Origin of the sequence: Robiginitalea myxolifaciens (genome assembly GCF_900115205.1) — a bacterium.
Classification (GTDB): Bacteria; Bacteroidota; Bacteroidia; order Flavobacteriales; family Flavobacteriaceae; genus Robiginitalea; species Robiginitalea myxolifaciens.
This window is the reverse complement of the sequence record NZ_FOYQ01000002.1, coordinates 83,813-99,387: the sequence shown is the minus strand read 5'-3', so window position 1 is coordinate 99,387 and position 15,575 is coordinate 83,813. Positions and strand designations below refer to the sequence as shown.

Annotated in this window: 14 protein-coding genes; 2 read left to right on the top strand and 12 right to left on the bottom strand. The window is 48.2% G+C overall.

The features are described from left to right. Nucleotides 1-25: 25 nt before the first annotated feature. Nucleotides 26-817, top strand: a complete 792-nt coding sequence (locus tag BM318_RS08545) for an SDR family oxidoreductase (protein WP_092982210.1) — start codon at nt 26-28, stop codon at nt 815-817. Nucleotides 818-838: 21 nt separating this feature from the next. Here the strand turns inward: BM318_RS08545 and BM318_RS08540 are convergent, their stop codons facing one another. The 11 genes from BM318_RS08540 to dnaK all read right to left on the bottom strand — a co-directional run bounded on the left by BM318_RS08540 (nt 839) and on the right by dnaK (nt 13,430). After that, nucleotides 839-2,800 (bottom strand): sensor histidine kinase, encoded by a 1,962-nt coding sequence (locus tag BM318_RS08540; protein WP_092982209.1) that lies wholly within the window; start codon nt 2,798-2,800, stop codon nt 839-841. A gap of 523 nt (nt 2,801-3,323) precedes the next feature. Next, the gene (locus BM318_RS08535) at nt 3,324-4,085 is read right to left on the bottom strand and encodes a LytR/AlgR family response regulator transcription factor (RefSeq protein ID WP_092982208.1); all 762 of its coding nucleotides are present in this window, start codon (nt 4,083-4,085) and stop codon (nt 3,324-3,326) included. Between the two features lie 36 nt (nt 4,086-4,121). Beyond that, on the bottom strand, nt 4,122-5,030 hold the full coding sequence (gene menA, locus BM318_RS08530; protein ID WP_092982207.1) for a 1,4-dihydroxy-2-naphthoate octaprenyltransferase: 909 nt from the start codon (nt 5,028-5,030) through the stop codon (nt 4,122-4,124). A gap of 3 nt (nt 5,031-5,033) precedes the next feature. Then, nucleotides 5,034-5,633: an SPOR domain-containing protein gene (locus tag BM318_RS08525; RefSeq protein WP_092982206.1), complete on the bottom strand. Its 600-nt coding sequence runs from the start codon at nt 5,631-5,633 to the stop codon at nt 5,034-5,036. Nucleotides 5,634-5,733: 100 nt separating this feature from the next. Further along, the gene (locus tag BM318_RS08520; protein ID WP_245759791.1) at nt 5,734-6,585 is read right to left on the bottom strand and encodes a CvfB family protein; all 852 of its coding nucleotides are present in this window, start codon (nt 6,583-6,585) and stop codon (nt 5,734-5,736) included. 107 nt (nt 6,586-6,692) lie between these two features. Continuing rightward, nucleotides 6,693-7,034, bottom strand: a complete 342-nt coding sequence (locus tag BM318_RS08515) for a DUF2853 family protein (protein ID WP_092982205.1) — start codon at nt 7,032-7,034, stop codon at nt 6,693-6,695. Between the two features lie 38 nt (nt 7,035-7,072). Continuing rightward, a complete protein-coding gene (menD, locus tag BM318_RS08510) occupies nt 7,073-8,911 on the bottom strand; it encodes a 2-succinyl-5-enolpyruvyl-6-hydroxy-3-cyclohexene-1-carboxylate synthase (RefSeq protein WP_092982204.1) in 1,839 nt (612 codons plus the stop codon). Between the two features lie 29 nt (nt 8,912-8,940). Then, entirely contained in the window at nt 8,941-10,023 is a 1,083-nt protein-coding gene (locus tag BM318_RS08505; RefSeq protein ID WP_092982203.1) for a chorismate-binding protein, read from the bottom strand. Further along, nucleotides 10,001-10,426 (bottom strand): PaaI family thioesterase, encoded by a 426-nt coding sequence (locus BM318_RS08500; protein WP_092982202.1) that lies wholly within the window; start codon nt 10,424-10,426, stop codon nt 10,001-10,003. Before BM318_RS08500 ends, BM318_RS08505 begins: the two co-directional genes overlap by 23 nt. Nucleotides 10,427-10,458: 32 nt before the next feature. After that, on the bottom strand, nt 10,459-11,412 hold the full coding sequence (locus BM318_RS08495) for a hypothetical protein (protein WP_092982201.1): 954 nt from the start codon (nt 11,410-11,412) through the stop codon (nt 10,459-10,461). 107 nt (nt 11,413-11,519) lie between these two features. Continuing rightward, on the bottom strand, nt 11,520-13,430 hold the full coding sequence (dnaK, locus tag BM318_RS08490) for a molecular chaperone DnaK (RefSeq protein WP_092982200.1): 1,911 nt from the start codon (nt 13,428-13,430) through the stop codon (nt 11,520-11,522). Nucleotides 13,431-13,583: 153 nt separating this feature from the next. On the opposite strand from dnaK, the gene BM318_RS08485 reads away from it, so the two are divergent. Continuing rightward, the gene (locus BM318_RS08485) at nt 13,584-15,035 is read left to right on the top strand and encodes an L-serine ammonia-lyase (RefSeq protein ID WP_245759790.1); all 1,452 of its coding nucleotides are present in this window, start codon (nt 13,584-13,586) and stop codon (nt 15,033-15,035) included. On the opposite strand, the gene BM318_RS08480 is transcribed toward BM318_RS08485, so the two are convergent. Then, nucleotides 15,032-15,490: a 3-methyl-2-oxobutanoate hydroxymethyltransferase gene (locus tag BM318_RS08480; RefSeq protein ID WP_092982199.1), complete on the bottom strand. Its 459-nt coding sequence runs from the start codon at nt 15,488-15,490 to the stop codon at nt 15,032-15,034. The genes BM318_RS08485 and BM318_RS08480 overlap by 4 nt on opposite strands. Nucleotides 15,491-15,575: the final 85 nt, after the last annotated feature.

Genomic DNA, 15,575 nt, shown 5'->3' with positions numbered 1-15,575 from the left:
TATTTTAAGCCATAAATCAGTAAAAATGGCTTCTGAAATCAAAACCATTTGGATTACCGGCGCCTCTTCGGGAATCGGTGCAGCCCTGGCACGTTTGCTGGCCCAAGAAGGGCACCGTCTCGTTCTTTCCGGGAGGAATACCGAAAAACTACAGCGGGTGCAGGGTCAATGTGAATCTGGTGAAAACGTAGCCATCTTGCCCATGGATCTGGGCGCATCGGAAACCATGCCCGCTCTGGCCCAAAAAGCATGGGAACTTTTTGGCGGCATCGACATCCTGATTAACAATGCAGGCATCAGCCAACGTTCGCTGATTTCGGATACGCAAATGGCCGTGTACCGACAATTGATTGAAGTCAATTACCTGGGAACCGTTGCGCTCACCAAGGCGCTCCTCCCCTATTTTCTGGAACGTGGCAAGGGTTCTTTTGTAACTGTAACCAGTCTGATGGGTAAATTTGGATCCCCTCTGAGATCAGGTTATTGCGGGGCCAAGCATGCCCTCCACGGATTTTTTGATGTATTGCGTATGGAACACCAAAAAGATGGGATAGAAGTATGCCTGATTTGTCCTGGTTTTGTTCAAACCGAAATTGCATTTAACGCACTGACAGGAGATGGGACTGCCCAGGATAAGCAGGACAAGGCCACTGAAGCAGGAGTCCCGCCGGAAGAATTTGCAAAACGAATGTGGAAGGCAATCCAAAAAGGCAAATGGGAAGCGTATATCGGAGGCAGGGAGACATCGGGAATCTGGTTAAAGCGTTTCTTTCCGAAACTCCTGCATCGGGTAGTCCTCCGGAGCCAGGTGGTGTAGGCAACTTAATCGTCTGGCCTGTTATTTGAAATTGAACCAGAAGCGTACCCCCTGAGCTGTTTTATCTGTGTTCAGGGTAGATTGCAGTTGGTTTACAAGTCTCTTGATGAGGCGAATTCCCATGGAATTATTGGCGCGCTCCTCGGAATCTTCGGAGAGCCCAACGCCATTGTCGGTATATTCAAAGAATCCCCCTTCACCATTTTTGCGAATGTGTATATAAATCTGCCCCTCCTGTTCCGGATCCGGGAAGGCATATTTAAAGGAATTCGAGACTAATTCGTTGAGGATTAAACCAAATGGAATAGCCCGATCGATATCCAGTTCAACATCTTCGGCATCGATCGTAATGGTAATCCGGTGTCCGCCTTTTTTGAAAACCGACTGTACACTATTGATCAGGCTTTCGATATAGCCCTGCATCTCAATCACGGACAAGTCGTCGTTCTGATAGAGTTTTTGGTGAATCAAGGCCATGGCCTTTACCCGCGTCTTCCCTTCCTCCAGGGCCTCAATGGCCGCACGGCTACGCGTGTTTTTTGTCTGCAGACTTAACAGACTACTCACCATCTGCAGGTTATTCTTAACGCGGTGGTGTATTTCTTTGAGCAGGGAATCTTTTTCTACCAACGCGTCCGAAATGATTTGTTTCTGTTCCGCGATAAGCCTTTGGTTCTTAATACTCTTCATGTAGGCGTACACCATCCCGACGAGTCCCAAAAGCGTAAAGACCAGGGAAATGAATACGAGGTTAATCCGCATATCCTGAGCCTGCAGCTCTGCGCGACCTATTTCCACTTCCTTCTTTAAGGCATCATTTACCAGACGGGAGTCTTCGAGCTCTCCTTCCGCGGTCACCGCAATGAGTTGTTGCTTATTCAGCTCCAGGCTCGACCGGTCCAGGGAATCCTGAATTCTGACGTTTTGCCTGAGGCGATCTACCTCATTCTCAAAATCCCCTACCATATGGTAATAGCTCGAGAGGAGGAGGTTGCGTTTCATGCGCAAGTCGGCATCGTCCGTAAGATGCTGGACTCCGAGGTATTCAACAGCCTTTTCGAGATTGTCTAGTTCCAGGTGAGCTTTTGCAAGGGCAAGAATATTTTCGTCCAGATCCCGATGAACATGCTCTTCCTTCATATCCTCCAGATAGGCGATACTGGTTTCGAGAAATGGCAGTGCTTCCCGGTATTGGGTGAGTTTTACATGGGAACGCCCGATATTCCCATCGATTCTGGCCTCCAGGAGATCGGCTTCGGCCTTTTCACGCTCTGTGCGAACCTCGTTGATATCATTGGAGTAAACACTCAGGTAACCCTGAGCTTTCTTAAAATAAGTAAGGGCTGCAGCTGCCGTATTATCTTTGAGCATGAACTCCCCAATGGTATTGTTGTAGTTGGCCAGCTGAAAAAGATCAGAATTGTCGACATTCTTTTTCTGCTCGGTAATGTAACTGCGTAATGCCTTGCGATAGAGGCCTAAATCGGCATAGATATCGTAGAAGGAAATGTTTTCAACCAGCCCCAAATCCCGCTTCTTCTTACGGATTTCGATTTGCTTGTCTGAGAATTTGAGTTGCCCGTAATTCTGGTCAATAAGGTCCAGTACAATTTGCAGGCTCGTGGTATCCTTCTTGTCTACCTCCAGAAAGAGATCATTGGCAATGGAAACACTCTTGTTGTAATCTCCTAAATCGTAGTACAGGGATGCCTGGATATATCGGTAGATGCGTAAGGCGGTGGTATCCTGCTTTTGGGCCGCGGTGTTAAGATCAACGTTTACCTGATCCAACCAGTCGTAAGGCGATTGCGATGCATAGCGGTCGGCTTCTTTAAGGAAGTAATTTAGCCGCTCCCGGGAATCGGGTAGCTCGCGATAGGTCTGCAGGCTGTTCAACCCTTCGGCAGGCAAATCCTGTCCGTACAGGCTTATCCCGCACAGCGATAGCGTGGCCCATAGCCCGAAGATTTTAAATAATTTCATGAATTTGCCCTACACGCTTTATCCAATATCAAACATAGTATATCCTCGCCGCTTTCCCTATTTATTGTTGTAAAGGCAATTTAATGTGTGGTCAGCGGCCACGGAATAATCATTTGGGTTAAGGATAAAAGAAAAAAGGCTATGCGCATGGCATAGCCTTTCGATCCAACAGTAAGATTTGGGTTCTTTACTATTATAAAGACTTCTCAAAAATAGTAGGGGAATTAAAGCGGTTCTGAATTTTGTTGTAAAGGGGCCGATTCTTGTTGTGAAATCCTTTTTTCAGCGCAAGGGATGCATTTCATCGATAAAATTCACCGTTTATCCCCCCACTAACCGTCTGTCCCAAACTAAAAAGAGCCTTGCCGAATTCCGACAAGACCCTTTTACGAGAACACTATATGAAAATGAAAAAAATTAATCCCTTAATTCGAAGACTAAACTACGGGCACAGCCTGTACTTGCCAACAAATTGTTGTCAACTATCTGAAAAGTGTTGTGAAAACGAAAAAGTCCTGTTTCCTTAGGAATTCATCGCAGAGATGATGAATTCTTTAAAGTCTTTGGAAATAGGGATTAAGGTATTATTAATCATAATATCCTTAGAGTTGATCGCGTCAATATGGTCCACGTTTACAATGTAGGACTTGTGCGCGCGATAAAACTTGTCCTGTGGGAGTTTCTGGAGATAGTCCTTTAAAGGGGAACGCACCAGGAATTTCTTGTCTACAGTATTTACCTCCAAATAGACATTGTCGGCTTTGATAAACATGATGTCCTCGAACTGAATGCGGTAGTACAGATGTTGCTTCTTCACAAAGATGGAGTTCTTCAGGACAGATCCCGATCCAACATCAGCTGTACTGTCAGGTGCTGAAGAACTGGTAGGACGCGGCTTTTCCTTGCTCTGTACAAAATTCGAAAGCGCAATCTCGATAGAAGTGTACAGGTCCTGTTGTTCAAACGGCTTAACCAAATACCCATTTGGCTGAACAGTCTTGGCGTTTTCCACTGTGGCCCGATCCGAGTTTGAGGTCACGAAAATGAATGGGATGTCGTAATTCTCACGAATGTGTTTGCCCAGATCAATCCCGGTTTTATCAGAAGCGAGGATAATATCGATTAACACCAGATCGACCTGTTTGCTGCGAAGGACCTCTTCGGCTTGTTCGTAAACGATTACATTGTCTACAATCTCATAGCCGATTTCTTCCAGCATGGATTGCATGTCATCTGCAATGATTACGTTGTCTTCTACGATCAGTATTTTAATCGGTTGTTCCAAAATCGCTCGGTTTTAGCGGGTTACTTCCCCTCAAATTTATAAAAAAAATCGGTTAACAAGTAGCAGCAGCAGGCCTATAAAAAAGGTGCTCAATGCTACTTTTTTCAGTTCAGGATCCAAATTTTCCGGGCGCCCTGTCCGCATTACTTTCAACAAGTGAATTGCCAATATCACAAAGGGCAGCAAGGGTAAATAGGCGAATATGCTGTCGTTTGAGGCTCCCACATGCAGGATCATAGCCAAAAAGGCAAGGGTAATTAATGCACAGTGATAGAGACGTGCTTTTTGAAACCCGAGCAGTACAGCAAGGGTTCTTTTGCCACTGGTACGATCCGAATTTATATCCCGCATATTATTTAAGTTGAGGACAGCTGCCGAAAGGCAACCAACTGCGACAGCTACCCAAACAACGTCAAGGGCAATTGCACGGGCATACAAAAAGTAGGTGCCCAAAACACTTAATAAACCGAAAAAGAGGAACACAAATAAATCGCCTAGACCACGATAGCCGTAAGCATCAGAACCGACGGTATATTTTATAGAAGCCCAAATGGCAAACAGGCCCAGTAAGGCAAAAACCAGCCAGAGTTGGCTATCTTCTGCGCTAAAGGCACGCAGCAAGGTCCCCAGGGTTAACAAGCCGCTAATCACCGCAGCAATGATAATCCCCCGTTTCATTTCGGCCGGTTGCAAAGCGCCGCTCTGCAGCACACGCTGCGGACCAATCCGGTTTTCATTGTCGGTTCCCTTCACCCCATCCCCATAGTCATTGGCAAAATTTGAAGTGATCTGATAGGCTAATGTGGTCGCAAGAGTAAGTAAGAACAGGAGATTATCCTGGTACCCTGCAGCATACGCCAGGGCGGTCCCGGCCAAGATACCCGCCAGGGAAAGCGGAAGGGTACGCAAACGCGCAGCCCGGATCCAGAGTCCAATTTTTTTCAAGAGCTAGTTGGGATCTTCAATAGCAATTCGCTTACCCTCTTTATAAGAAGCCACAAAGGCATCTTTAAAGCCCATACTCACTAATTCTGTTCTGAATTTCTGGGCTTCTTCCAGGGTTTCAAAATTCCCGAGGGAATAGGAATAAAATGGATTGGTCTTAACAAACAGGGTATTGCTGAGGGATTCCGACGCGAGGTTCAGGTTTTTATCGACGAAGGCCTTTACCTGAACGGAATAAATCTTTTCCTTTTCCAGGAAGTTCTTGGCCAGGTAGAATTCCCGAACCAGACTGAGCTCCTCGTTTTGCTGCCGCAGGTTGTCCATACGGCGCTTAATCACATCCAAACTATCCCAGCTTACATTGACATAATCCATGTCCGAAGTTTGAGGACTGGAAGAAAGACCGAAGGCAAAAGATCCCAGGGCAAGACTTCCGATAAAGAAGATTGCCGTAATTACTCCAAAAATATTTCGTTGGAGCCGGGCACGCTTAAGTTCCCGGTTTTTGAATTTGATCTGATCCAACAAGCGCTCGTTGATGATCTGCGCCTTGTCGATATCCTTGTGCAGCTCCAGAAGATCGTTTTCCTCTATAAATGGCATGGGGAAACCCTTTTGTTAAATTTTGCTAAATGTAACTAAAATGCGCAGTTCCAACAAAATAAAAGGGTGGAAATAGGCGTTGCCGCTGGCTTTTGAATTTTCAGGATCCAGCCTTAATTGAAATCCCGTCTGTCCCGAGCTCAATTTTACCGGCTTTATAGAGAATACCTACCCCGCGTTTAAAGAGTTTTTTACTCATTTGCAGGCTGGCTTTTATCGCTTCCGGATCGGATTTGTCGTGCAGATTAAGCTTTCCACCTGCCGCCTCGAGGGCTTCAAAAATTCGTTCTGCAGCAGGTTCCAATTTTTGGTGACCCAGGGGTTCCAGTACCACATCGATCTTCCCGTCTTTTCTGACCGATTTGATATATGCCTTCCGGCGCGAACCCGGACCAAAGGTTGCATGGACCTGATCTTTGAAAACCAATCCTTTGTGTCGGGAGTTTATTACGACCTCATAGCCGAGATCCGTTTGACGGTAACAGAAAATCTCCACCTCGTCCCGGGATTTGAGCAGGATACCCTCATTGCTCAAGAAGCGTTCCAAGCGGGAGGAACCCGCCAGACGACCTGATTTTGGGTCGAGGTAACAGTATACCGGATAATGCTTGCCGGCAACCATCGGGGTAGCTTGCTCTCTGAAGGGTACCAAAAGATGCTTCTCCAGGCCCCATTCCATAAAGGCCCCGAACTGGTTGGTTTCAGCAACCTGAAGCCATCCGAATTCGTTGCGGCTAATAAGTGGTTCCAGCGTGGTAGCGATGGGGCGTTGTTCGTTGTCCAGATAGCAAAAAACCGTAAGCTTATCCCCCGGCTCACAAGTATCGGGAACATATTTGAGGGGTAGCAGTATTTCATCGGTACCGTCCGACAGGTAGCAACCTACGCGGGTGTCTCGCATGATTTCCAGGGAGCACCACTTTCCCAGTTCTATTTTATCGGATGGATTCAATTGTTTTCTTGCTTAAATGGTTATGTATCTGGTCCCGCTCTGGTCCCGTTCGGGCATAAAAAAACCGTCCCTTATGGAACGGTTCAAAAATAGGTTATTCCGGGGTACTAATTGTACACCGATGTTTTCTTGAAATGCTTGGCAAGCATGTAGTAAACCACCGCACGGTATTTGTTGCGCTCTGAACGCCCGTAGCGATCGATTACGGCGTTGATGCCATCCATTAATGCAGGACTGTCTGAAAGCCCTAATTTGCCCATCAGGAAGTTCTTTTTTACCGTTTCCAGCTCCTTACTGTCAGATCCGGATACTTTGGAAGCATCGGCATTGTAGATTGCAGGGCCCAGACCGATAGCGACTTTTGTCAGCAGATCCATGTCAGCAGACTCCCCGAATTTTTCCTTGATATCGGCAGCGTACTGCTGAATAAGCTCATCTCGTTTACTCATAATAAGATTAGTGTTAATTACTTAAACTATAGTTTGCCCTAAGATAGGAAATCGAAGTAAGCGAGCAAAATTTTGTTGTTCTCCACCCGGGGTGTTCTGATCTCCAAAAGCTGAGGAGTTTGGCTGCTGTTAAAGAAGGTTTTCAGGGCACTGACAAGCCCCTGTTCATCAGAAGCCAAGTGATATTTCAGCCCGTGCAAGGCACAGACTGCCGCGACATCGGTACCGTGGGTGGTCTCAAAGTATTGCTCAAACTGCTCACCTTCCTTGAACCCCGGCAAAATCCGGAAGATCCCTCCTCCCCCATTATTGAGCACCACCATTTTGAAATCAGGGGGTAAATACTTGTTCCAAAGGCCATTGATATCGTAGAAAAAGCTGAGATCCCCACTGATGCATACGGTGGGGGTTGGGGCGTTAATGGCAGCCCCCACTGCGGTTGAAGTACTCCCTTCGATCCCACTAGTCCCCCGATTGCCGAAAACCCGATGTCCGGGCTTGCGGTCGAACAGTTGGGCGTAACGGACCGTAGAGCTGTTGGCCAACTGAATAGTCGCCTGTTCAGGCAGGGCTTCGCTTAGTAAAGCAAAAGCTTTGAAATCCGAGAAGGGTATGGTCTGCAAATAGGCGCTCCTCAGCTTCCGATAATGATCCTTAACGCCATCCCAATAGGTTCGGTAAGCCGGAACAGCATCCACTTTAGCGGCTGCCTTGGGAAGTTCGGTATTATTTCTATGAAAAAGTTCTTCGAAAAAGGCCTGTGGGCTTAGTTTAATATGTTTGGGTTGGGTATAGAAGGTGTCGTTGGCATGGAACGGATCTACATGCCAGTGCGCTGATGGTCGAAAACGTCGCAAGTATTGCTTGATTTTTTTCGAAACGATCATCCCGCCCATGGTGATCAGGAGATCGGGCTGCAGCAATTCCCTGTCCCCTGAGCCAGAATCCTTGAGTTCTATGGGAGCTATGATACTGTCAATACTCGGGAAAAATTCCGGAGCATTCAGGTTGGATAAAGTTTCGGTCAGGACCAAAACCGCCTGGTCGGCTGCCAATTGCCCCTGTATCTCGTCACTTAGACTATCAGGAGGCATGGCCCCGGCAAGTATCATAATTCTGGGGCTCGCGTTCCAGCGCGCTTGCAGCACATCCCATTCCACGACTGTTTCGTTCCCAGCGATGTCAAATTCACCTGTGCTGGACGCTTTAACGGAGCTTTCATTTGAGACGGGAGGAACTGAGGTAAGATCGTATAAAGGCTCTTCAAAAGGAATATTCAGGTGAACGGGTAGCAGCTGATTTTTGGCCACCCCCAGGGCCTGATTAATAAGACTGTAATTTGCCGTTTCAATAGCTTTTTGAAGTTCCTTCAAGCCCTCCCCTTTCGGCAAATCCTGAGCTGGAATGATCCGTGAAGTATCCTCCGGATCCATAATCCAGCGCAACTTCTGGGTCACGTGGGTAGCATCCTGATGTATCTGGGCCTGAAATCCAATATGTTTTTCGAATACGCCTTCCTGCCTGATTGTTTGTCCATCTCCGATGTCAATTTTATAAGGAGGCCGGTCGGCGGAAAGGACGAGCAGCGGGATACGCGAATAATAAGCTTCTGCTACAGCTGGGTAGTAATTTAACAAGGCACTGCCAGAGGTACAGACCAGGGCAGCAGGAAGACCACTTTGCTGGGCCAGACCCATGGCAAAAAAACCAGCGCTTCGTTCATCGACCACGCTGAAGCAGTCAAAATAGGGATCTGAGGTAAAGCCAAGAATTAATGGGGCATTACGGGATCCGGGTGAAATTACGATCTGTCGGATTCCCTGGGCCTTGCACTGAGCAACGACAAGATGAGCAGCTGGAATTGCAGTAAACTTCATTGGAGTACAAAGGTACGAACACCGACCCGCTATTCCATGGAATCTCCCTGCTCTTGTAAGAGGGAAAGCATGGTAGCGCCTTTAGCTACAGTTTCGGACCATTCTGCATCCGGTACAGAACCGGAAACAATACCACCTCCTACGTAAACCAGTGCCCGGTTATTGCGAATCTGGAGACATCGCAAGACCACGTAATAGGAAAAATGCTCCTCCCCATCGAGGCCGCTGGGGCCGGCAAAACCCGTGTAATATTCCCGATCGTAATTCTCCAGCATTTCGATGAGTTCCAAAGCCCTTTCGAGTGGCGTTCCGCAAACAGCAGGTGTAGGATGAAGCTGCCGCAACAATGCACGAGCGGCCGGGGGTTCCAGGCTTGCGGAAAAAGTTGTATTCAGATGCCAGAGGGTGCCAGCGCGCAAGGTATTGCTCTCTTCGGCGATATCCTGGACACCCACTTCCGCGAAGCATTTCCGGATATGGTCATAAACAAGGGCCTGTTCACTGCGTTCCTTGTCGGACCAGACAGGCATCTCTTCCCCGGCAGGTTTGGTTCCTGCAAGTGCCATGGTCCTGGCGTTAAATCCATCGTAATTCAGGAGTGTTTCCGGAGTCGCAGCCGCCCATATACCGACTTGCGGATGATAACAGATAAAGCGAAAACTCTCTGGGTGACTGAGTAGCAATCGTTCTGTAAACTGCAATACATCCAAAGGAAAATCAACAGAAAATCGCCGGGACAACACCACTTTCTGCAGTTGACCATCGAGTATCCGGTCCAGGGCTTGGGCTACCGCATTGCTATAAATTTCACGTGCTGCCGGGTCTTCCGGGATCTCAGTTGCTACCGGGGGAACAGCGGATCCGCTCAATGGGGCGGCATAATAAAAATCGGGGCGGATAAGCACGGCGGGTTCACCCGTACTAAAAGGGGCCAGGTGGAAACCAGAACCGGTCAGTTTTGGGTCTAACACCAGTTCCGTATCCGTTTGGAGCAGGGCGTTGACCGTGTCCTCTCCGGGTTTACAAAAAACCGCGAAAGGAAGTTCATCGGCCTGATGCTCAGCGAGCAATCCCAGTAACTTCTTGAACTTAAGCTTTTTTGGGGAGGGCAATGGTGGTGAGTTTACATTTGGAAATCAGTCGGTTCTCCTGGTCGGTAATCGCGATATCCCATAATTGCAGTGTACGTCCGCGGTGCAGTAGTGATGCACGGGCGCTTACTACTCCCTGGCGTACACTCCGCAGGTGATTTGCCGCTATCTCGACACCCCGGATGGCCACCTCAGAAGCATCAAAGAATACATAGCAGGCCGCACTGGCAACACTTTCTGCAAGGGCAACGGAGGCTCCTCCGTGTAAAATGCCATCCGGCTGATGAACTTTAGGGCCAACCGGCATTTCTGCCGTAAGGTAGTTCTCCCCGACATCTACGAATTTGATTTCGAGGGTTTCCATTAGTGTATTGGCGCACACCTCGTTACAGACTTTTAGAATTTTTTCCCGATATTCTTCCATGCGTTAAAGGTACGGAATTGGGGAGCTTTACCCTAGCGATTTCCGGATTCGTCAGCAGTCCCGGACTCGCCGGAGTAATAGGTTATAGACCGGACTATAATGCTGTTTTCCGGGGTGGTAACCTTGCGCACCCAGTTCCCGATTTTATTGCCGTCCATTTGGTAAATAAACTCCTGTATTACAGGTTCGTCGTCCTTATCCGCTTCCCTCAGGGACTTTTTTACCACAGACTCGGGAAAACCTTCCGAATCATAGGTATAGGTAGTCTGCGATACGGGTTTAAAGCTTTCCTCCTCAATTAGATATTCAAAGTGCGTTTCTTTGAGCGTATTGTTGTCCTGATCGCGCCATGTTTCTACCGCCTTTACGGGCTGACCTCCCTCAAATTCTTTGACCAGTTCCACGGAAATAGTTCCCTGGTTTCCCTTTCTTGAAGAGCTTCTCACCGTTTTGATCATATTTCCGTTACGCGTGTAGGTCGCAGTGAGCTCATCCTTGTATTGGGAATATTCCACCAGGACCTCGTCAGTCCCATCGTAATCGGTCCGCACCTTACGGATTATCTTGCCTTCGGAATCGAAAAAACTTTCCTTCTGCTCCTGATAGCTCTGGTCGTAAGAGAGAATAACCTCGGAAATCGCCGAGCGCGTACTATCGGCCTTGTAAATGTGGGCCATAGAGGTTTGCGCATCAAAACGTCCCTCCCGGTATACCTCATCCCGGCGCTCTGTTAATCTTCCCGCGTCATATTTGTAAATAGTGATGTCGTAATCCTGTTCATTGAAGCGCGTTACCGATCGTGTCAGACGGCCCTCCTCGTCGAACTCAAAGGTCTCTTCCCCGTAGTTGGCTTTGACCACACACGTTTTAACGGGCCCCCTCAATTGAAAATCCTTAAGGGTAAACCGCTCCGGCTCTTGCGCATGTAGCCCTTGCAGGAACAGGAAGGTCAATAAAAGAATTAAACAGGAGGAAAATTGTTTCATACTTCAAAAGTAGTTGATCACCAGCAAAGACTAAGCAAGGAATATGCCAAATAAAAAAGGGCAGAAAAACTTCTGCCCTTTACCCTAACGCATGATTGGCGTTACTATTATTTCACTTCTTCGAAATCTACATCTTCGACATTGTCTCCCTCCGTATTTTCTGAAGTGGATCCTTCTGCCGAGTCAGCGGCACCGGCTTCACCAGCCTGTGCCTCAGCCTGAGCCTTGTACATTTCCTCGGAGGCATTCTTCCACGCCTCGTTGATTTTCTCAAGGGCCGGAGCAATCTGATCCAGATCCTTGCTCTCATAAGCCGTTTTCAACTCACCCAGGGCATCCTCGATCGCCTCCTTTTTATCGGCGGAAAGCTTGTCCCCAAACTCCCCAAGCTGCTTCTCAGTCTGGAAAATCATACTGTCGGCTTCGTTGAGTTTGTCGGCGCGTTCTTTGGCTTCCTTGTCGGCTTCGGCATTAGCCTCCGCTTCCGCTTTCATTCGCTCGATTTCTTCTTCGGTAAGTCCTGAAGAAGCCTCGATGCGGATATCCTGCGTCTTGTTGGTAGCTTTATCCGTCGCTGAAACTTTAATAATTCCGTTGGCGTCGATATCGAAGGTTACCTCGATTTGAGGCATTCCCCTTGGTGCAGGTGGAATTCCATCCAGGTGGAAGCGACCAATGGTCTTGTTATCCGTGGCCATGGAACGTTCTCCCTGAAGCACATGGATTTCTACAGAAGGCTGATTATCGGCCGCTGTTGAGAATACCTGTGATTTCTTGGTAGGAATCGTGGTATTGGCGTCGATGAGCTTGGTGAAAACGCCGCCCATGGTTTCAATACCCAGAGACAGTGGCGTAACATCTAACAGGAGAACATCTTTAACATCACCTGTGAGTACCCCACCCTGTATCGCTGCTCCAACGGCAACTACTTCATCCGGGTTTACTCCTTTGGAAGGTTTCTTCCCGAAAAACTTTTCTACCGCTTCCTGAACTGCAGGGATACGCGTAGATCCTCCAACAAGGATAATCTCGTCGATATCACTCTTTGACAATCCTGCGGTTTTGAGCGCAGCCGCGCATGGTTCAATGGTACGCTTCACCAAATCGGCAATCAATTGCTCGAATTTGGCTCGAGACAACTGACGCACCAAGTGCTTAGGACCACTGGCAGTTGCCGTGATATATGGTAAATTGATTTCTGTCTGACTGGAGGAGGAAAGTTCGATTTTCGCTTTCTCTGCAGCTTCGCGAAGTCTTTGAAGGGCCATAGCATCCTTGCGGAGGTCCATGTCTTCTTCACTCTTGAATTCCTCGGCCAACCAGTCGATGATTTTTTGATCTACATCGTCCCCGCCCAGGTGGGTATCTCCGTCTGTAGAGAGTACTTCGAACACCCCATCTCCAAGTTCGAGAATACTAACGTCATGGGTTCCCCCACCGAAGTCAAAAACCACGATTTTCTGATCGGTATCCTTTTTATCCAAACCGTAAGCCAGGGAGGCCGCGGTAGGTTCATTGATGATACGTTCTACAGTAAGGCCCGCTATCTCACCGGCTTCTTTGGTTGCCTGGCGCTGGGAGTCATTAAAGTAGGCAGGTACCGTAATAACCGCACGGCTCACGCTTTGCCCCAAATAATCCTCGGCAGTTTTTTTCATTTTCTGCAAAATCATTGCAGACAATTCCTGAGGGGTGTATTTGCGACCGTCGATGTCTACCCGCGGGGTATCGTTATCGCCTTTTACCACCTCGTAAGGTACGCGCTCTGCTTCCGTTTTGGATTCGGAATACTTATTCCCCATGAAGCGCTTGATGGAATAAATAGTTTTATGTGGATTGGTTACTGCCTGTCGTTTCGCGGGATCCCCCACTTTAATCTCCCCACCTTCAACAAAGGCAATAACAGAAGGAGTTGTGCGCTTTCCTTCGGCGTTGGGGATTACCACAGGCTCATTCCCCTCCATCACGGAGACGCAGGAGTTTGTAGTACCCAGGTCAATTCCAATAATCTTACTCATTTTATGAATCTTATAATTAGTGATTGCTTTCTAATCTCGCTCTGGATATGTCAAACAATATGCCATTGGTACAAACCTGACATACTGTCACAAAATCAGATGATTTAAATCCCGGATGGAGGTTGTACCTTAGCTGTCAAAGCCAAACCATTAATGAACGAACAGCCCATTGCCAAAGAGGTAGAATGCATTAGTGTATTCGATATGCTCAAGGTAGGTATTGGTCCTTCTAGCTCCCATACTTTGGGCCCCTGGCGTGCAGCTGAGCGCTTTCTCCGCGCCCTGGAATCAGGACCTGGTCTTGAAGCGGTTAAAGAACTCCGGGTATTGATTTACGGGTCGCTTTCTTTAACCGGCAAGGGGCATGCCACCGACGTCGCCATTCTGATGGGATTGAGTGGCGCTGATCCGACTACTTATCCAACGGCTGCCATCCCGGAAGCTATTGCCAAAATCAAGGATCAAAAAAAATTAGCCCTCAAGGGGGAACACACGGTAATATTCGATCCCGTTACCAGTCTCTGTTTTTTAAGGGAATTTTTGCCCTTCCATGCAAATGCCCTAACCTTTAAAGCGCGTCTAAAGAATGGCAGGGAGCTTTCCAAAACCTATTATTCTATAGGAGGTGGTTTCGTAGTGAGTAAGGAGCGGAAAAGGGGAAAGAAAAAAGCCCTGTTATTCCAACAATTTCCCCACCCTGTGGAAACCGGTATCGAATTATTGGAACACTGCAAGCGCGATGGAAAGCAAATCTCTGAGATTGTCTGGGAAAATGAACGATCCCTGCGAAGTGGGGAAGAAATTGAAGCGGGGTTGGATAGGATTTGGGATACCATGCTCAGCTCAATTTACGAAGGCTGTCACGAGCCTGGAATCCTACCCGGGGGGCTCAACGTGAAGCGGCGGGCGCCCGAACTTTATGAGCGTCTGAAAGGCTCAACGTCTTATACCGGGCCTGAAGACTGGCCCAATTCGATCAGAAAGACCACGGTCCAGTTTCGTCAAATTCTCAAATGGGTTAGTTGCTTCGCTATAGCGGTCAACGAAGTAAATGCCAATCTCGGGAGGATTGTAACCGCTCCTACCAACGGAAGCGCCGGGGTTATTCCTGCGGTACTGATGTATTACCTGGTCATTGAAAACCACAAGGCGGGATCCAAAGAAATCCGGCAGTTTCTGTTGGTTGCCGGGGAAATCGGCAGTCTTTTTAAAAAGGGGGCTACAATATCAGCGGCCATGGGAGGATGCCAGGCCGAAATAGGCGTGTCTGCCGCCATGGCTGCGGGAGCACTCACAGAGCTGTTGGGTGGTACTCCTGGCCAGGTACTGGCAGCCGCCGAGATTGCTATGGAACACCATTTGGGACTTACCTGTGACCCCATTGGCGGATTGGTGCAGGTACCCTGTATCGAAAGGAATTCCATGGGGGCCATCAAGGCGATCAATGCAGCTGAACTCGCACTGGAATGCAATCCGGAGACTACTAAAGTACCCTTCGACAAGGTCGTTCGGACCATGTGGGAAACAGCCCGGGATATGAATTCAAAATACAAGGAAACCTCGGAAGGGGGATTGGCTATAGGCGTAAACCTCAGCGATTGCTAATCCTTACACCCTGCCCTTCTGCGCGTATCGGCAAGGGCAATGATGCGCCAGCCTGAACCATCGTGATAGAGTTGAAAGGCATTCACGCCACAGTGGCTGAAATTACCCCCCAGATAGAATTCATATGGCGTCCATGCCGTTGCCATATCCCCGTCGATCGCAATTTGATAATCCAGTAGTTTTTCCTGAAAGCTCAGGGTGTCCGGAATGGAGGCCAGGGATACCAGGAAATTATCCATGGGTTGCGCCCGCATCTGGATCTCCCCTTCCCTGTTCCGACTAATGCTCCGGAGTTGAACGTCATCGGCAAGCATGGCTCTGAGCGTAACGGTGTCCTGTTGGTGGAAGTATTCGAAAAAATCATCAATAGCCTGCCGTACATCGCCTTCGCTATGGGTTTGGCCGTTGATAGTACACAGGGGCAGCAGGAAGAGTAAGAGTAGTGTTTTGTGCATGGGTTTCGTTTTTTGATCTCCCCGGGCCCTTGAACAAAAGCGTAAATTGAGTGAACCCGGTCTGCGACAAATTAAGGAAAATTCT

Bases quoted from the DNA above. Each gene is read 5' to 3' on its own strand.
- BM318_RS08545 (WP_092982210.1), top strand. From the start codon at position 26: ATGGCTTCTGAAATCAAAACCATTTGGATTACCGGCGCCTCTTCGGGA.
- BM318_RS08540 (WP_092982209.1), bottom strand. From the start codon at position 2,800: ATGAAATTATTTAAAATCTTCGGGCTATGGGCCACGCTATCGCTGTGC.
- BM318_RS08525 (WP_092982206.1), bottom strand. From the start codon at position 5,633: ATGCCATTTATAGAGGAAAACGATCTTCTGGAGCTGCACAAGGATATC.
- BM318_RS08515 (WP_092982205.1), bottom strand. From the start codon at position 7,034: ATGAGTAAACGAGATGAGCTTATTCAGCAGTACGCTGCCGATATCAAG.
- menD (WP_092982204.1), bottom strand. From the start codon at position 8,911: ATGAAGTTTACTGCAATTCCAGCTGCTCATCTTGTCGTTGCTCAGTGC.
- BM318_RS08500 (WP_092982202.1), bottom strand. From the start codon at position 10,426: ATGGAAGAATATCGGGAAAAAATTCTAAAAGTCTGTAACGAGGTGTGC.
- BM318_RS08495 (WP_092982201.1), bottom strand. From the start codon at position 11,412: ATGAAACAATTTTCCTCCTGTTTAATTCTTTTATTGACCTTCCTGTTC.
- dnaK (WP_092982200.1), bottom strand. From the start codon at position 13,430: ATGAGTAAGATTATTGGAATTGACCTGGGTACTACAAACTCCTGCGTC.
- BM318_RS08485 (WP_245759790.1), top strand. From the start codon at position 13,584: ATGAACGAACAGCCCATTGCCAAAGAGGTAGAATGCATTAGTGTATTC.
- BM318_RS08480 (WP_092982199.1), bottom strand. From the start codon at position 15,490: ATGCACAAAACACTACTCTTACTCTTCCTGCTGCCCCTGTGTACTATC.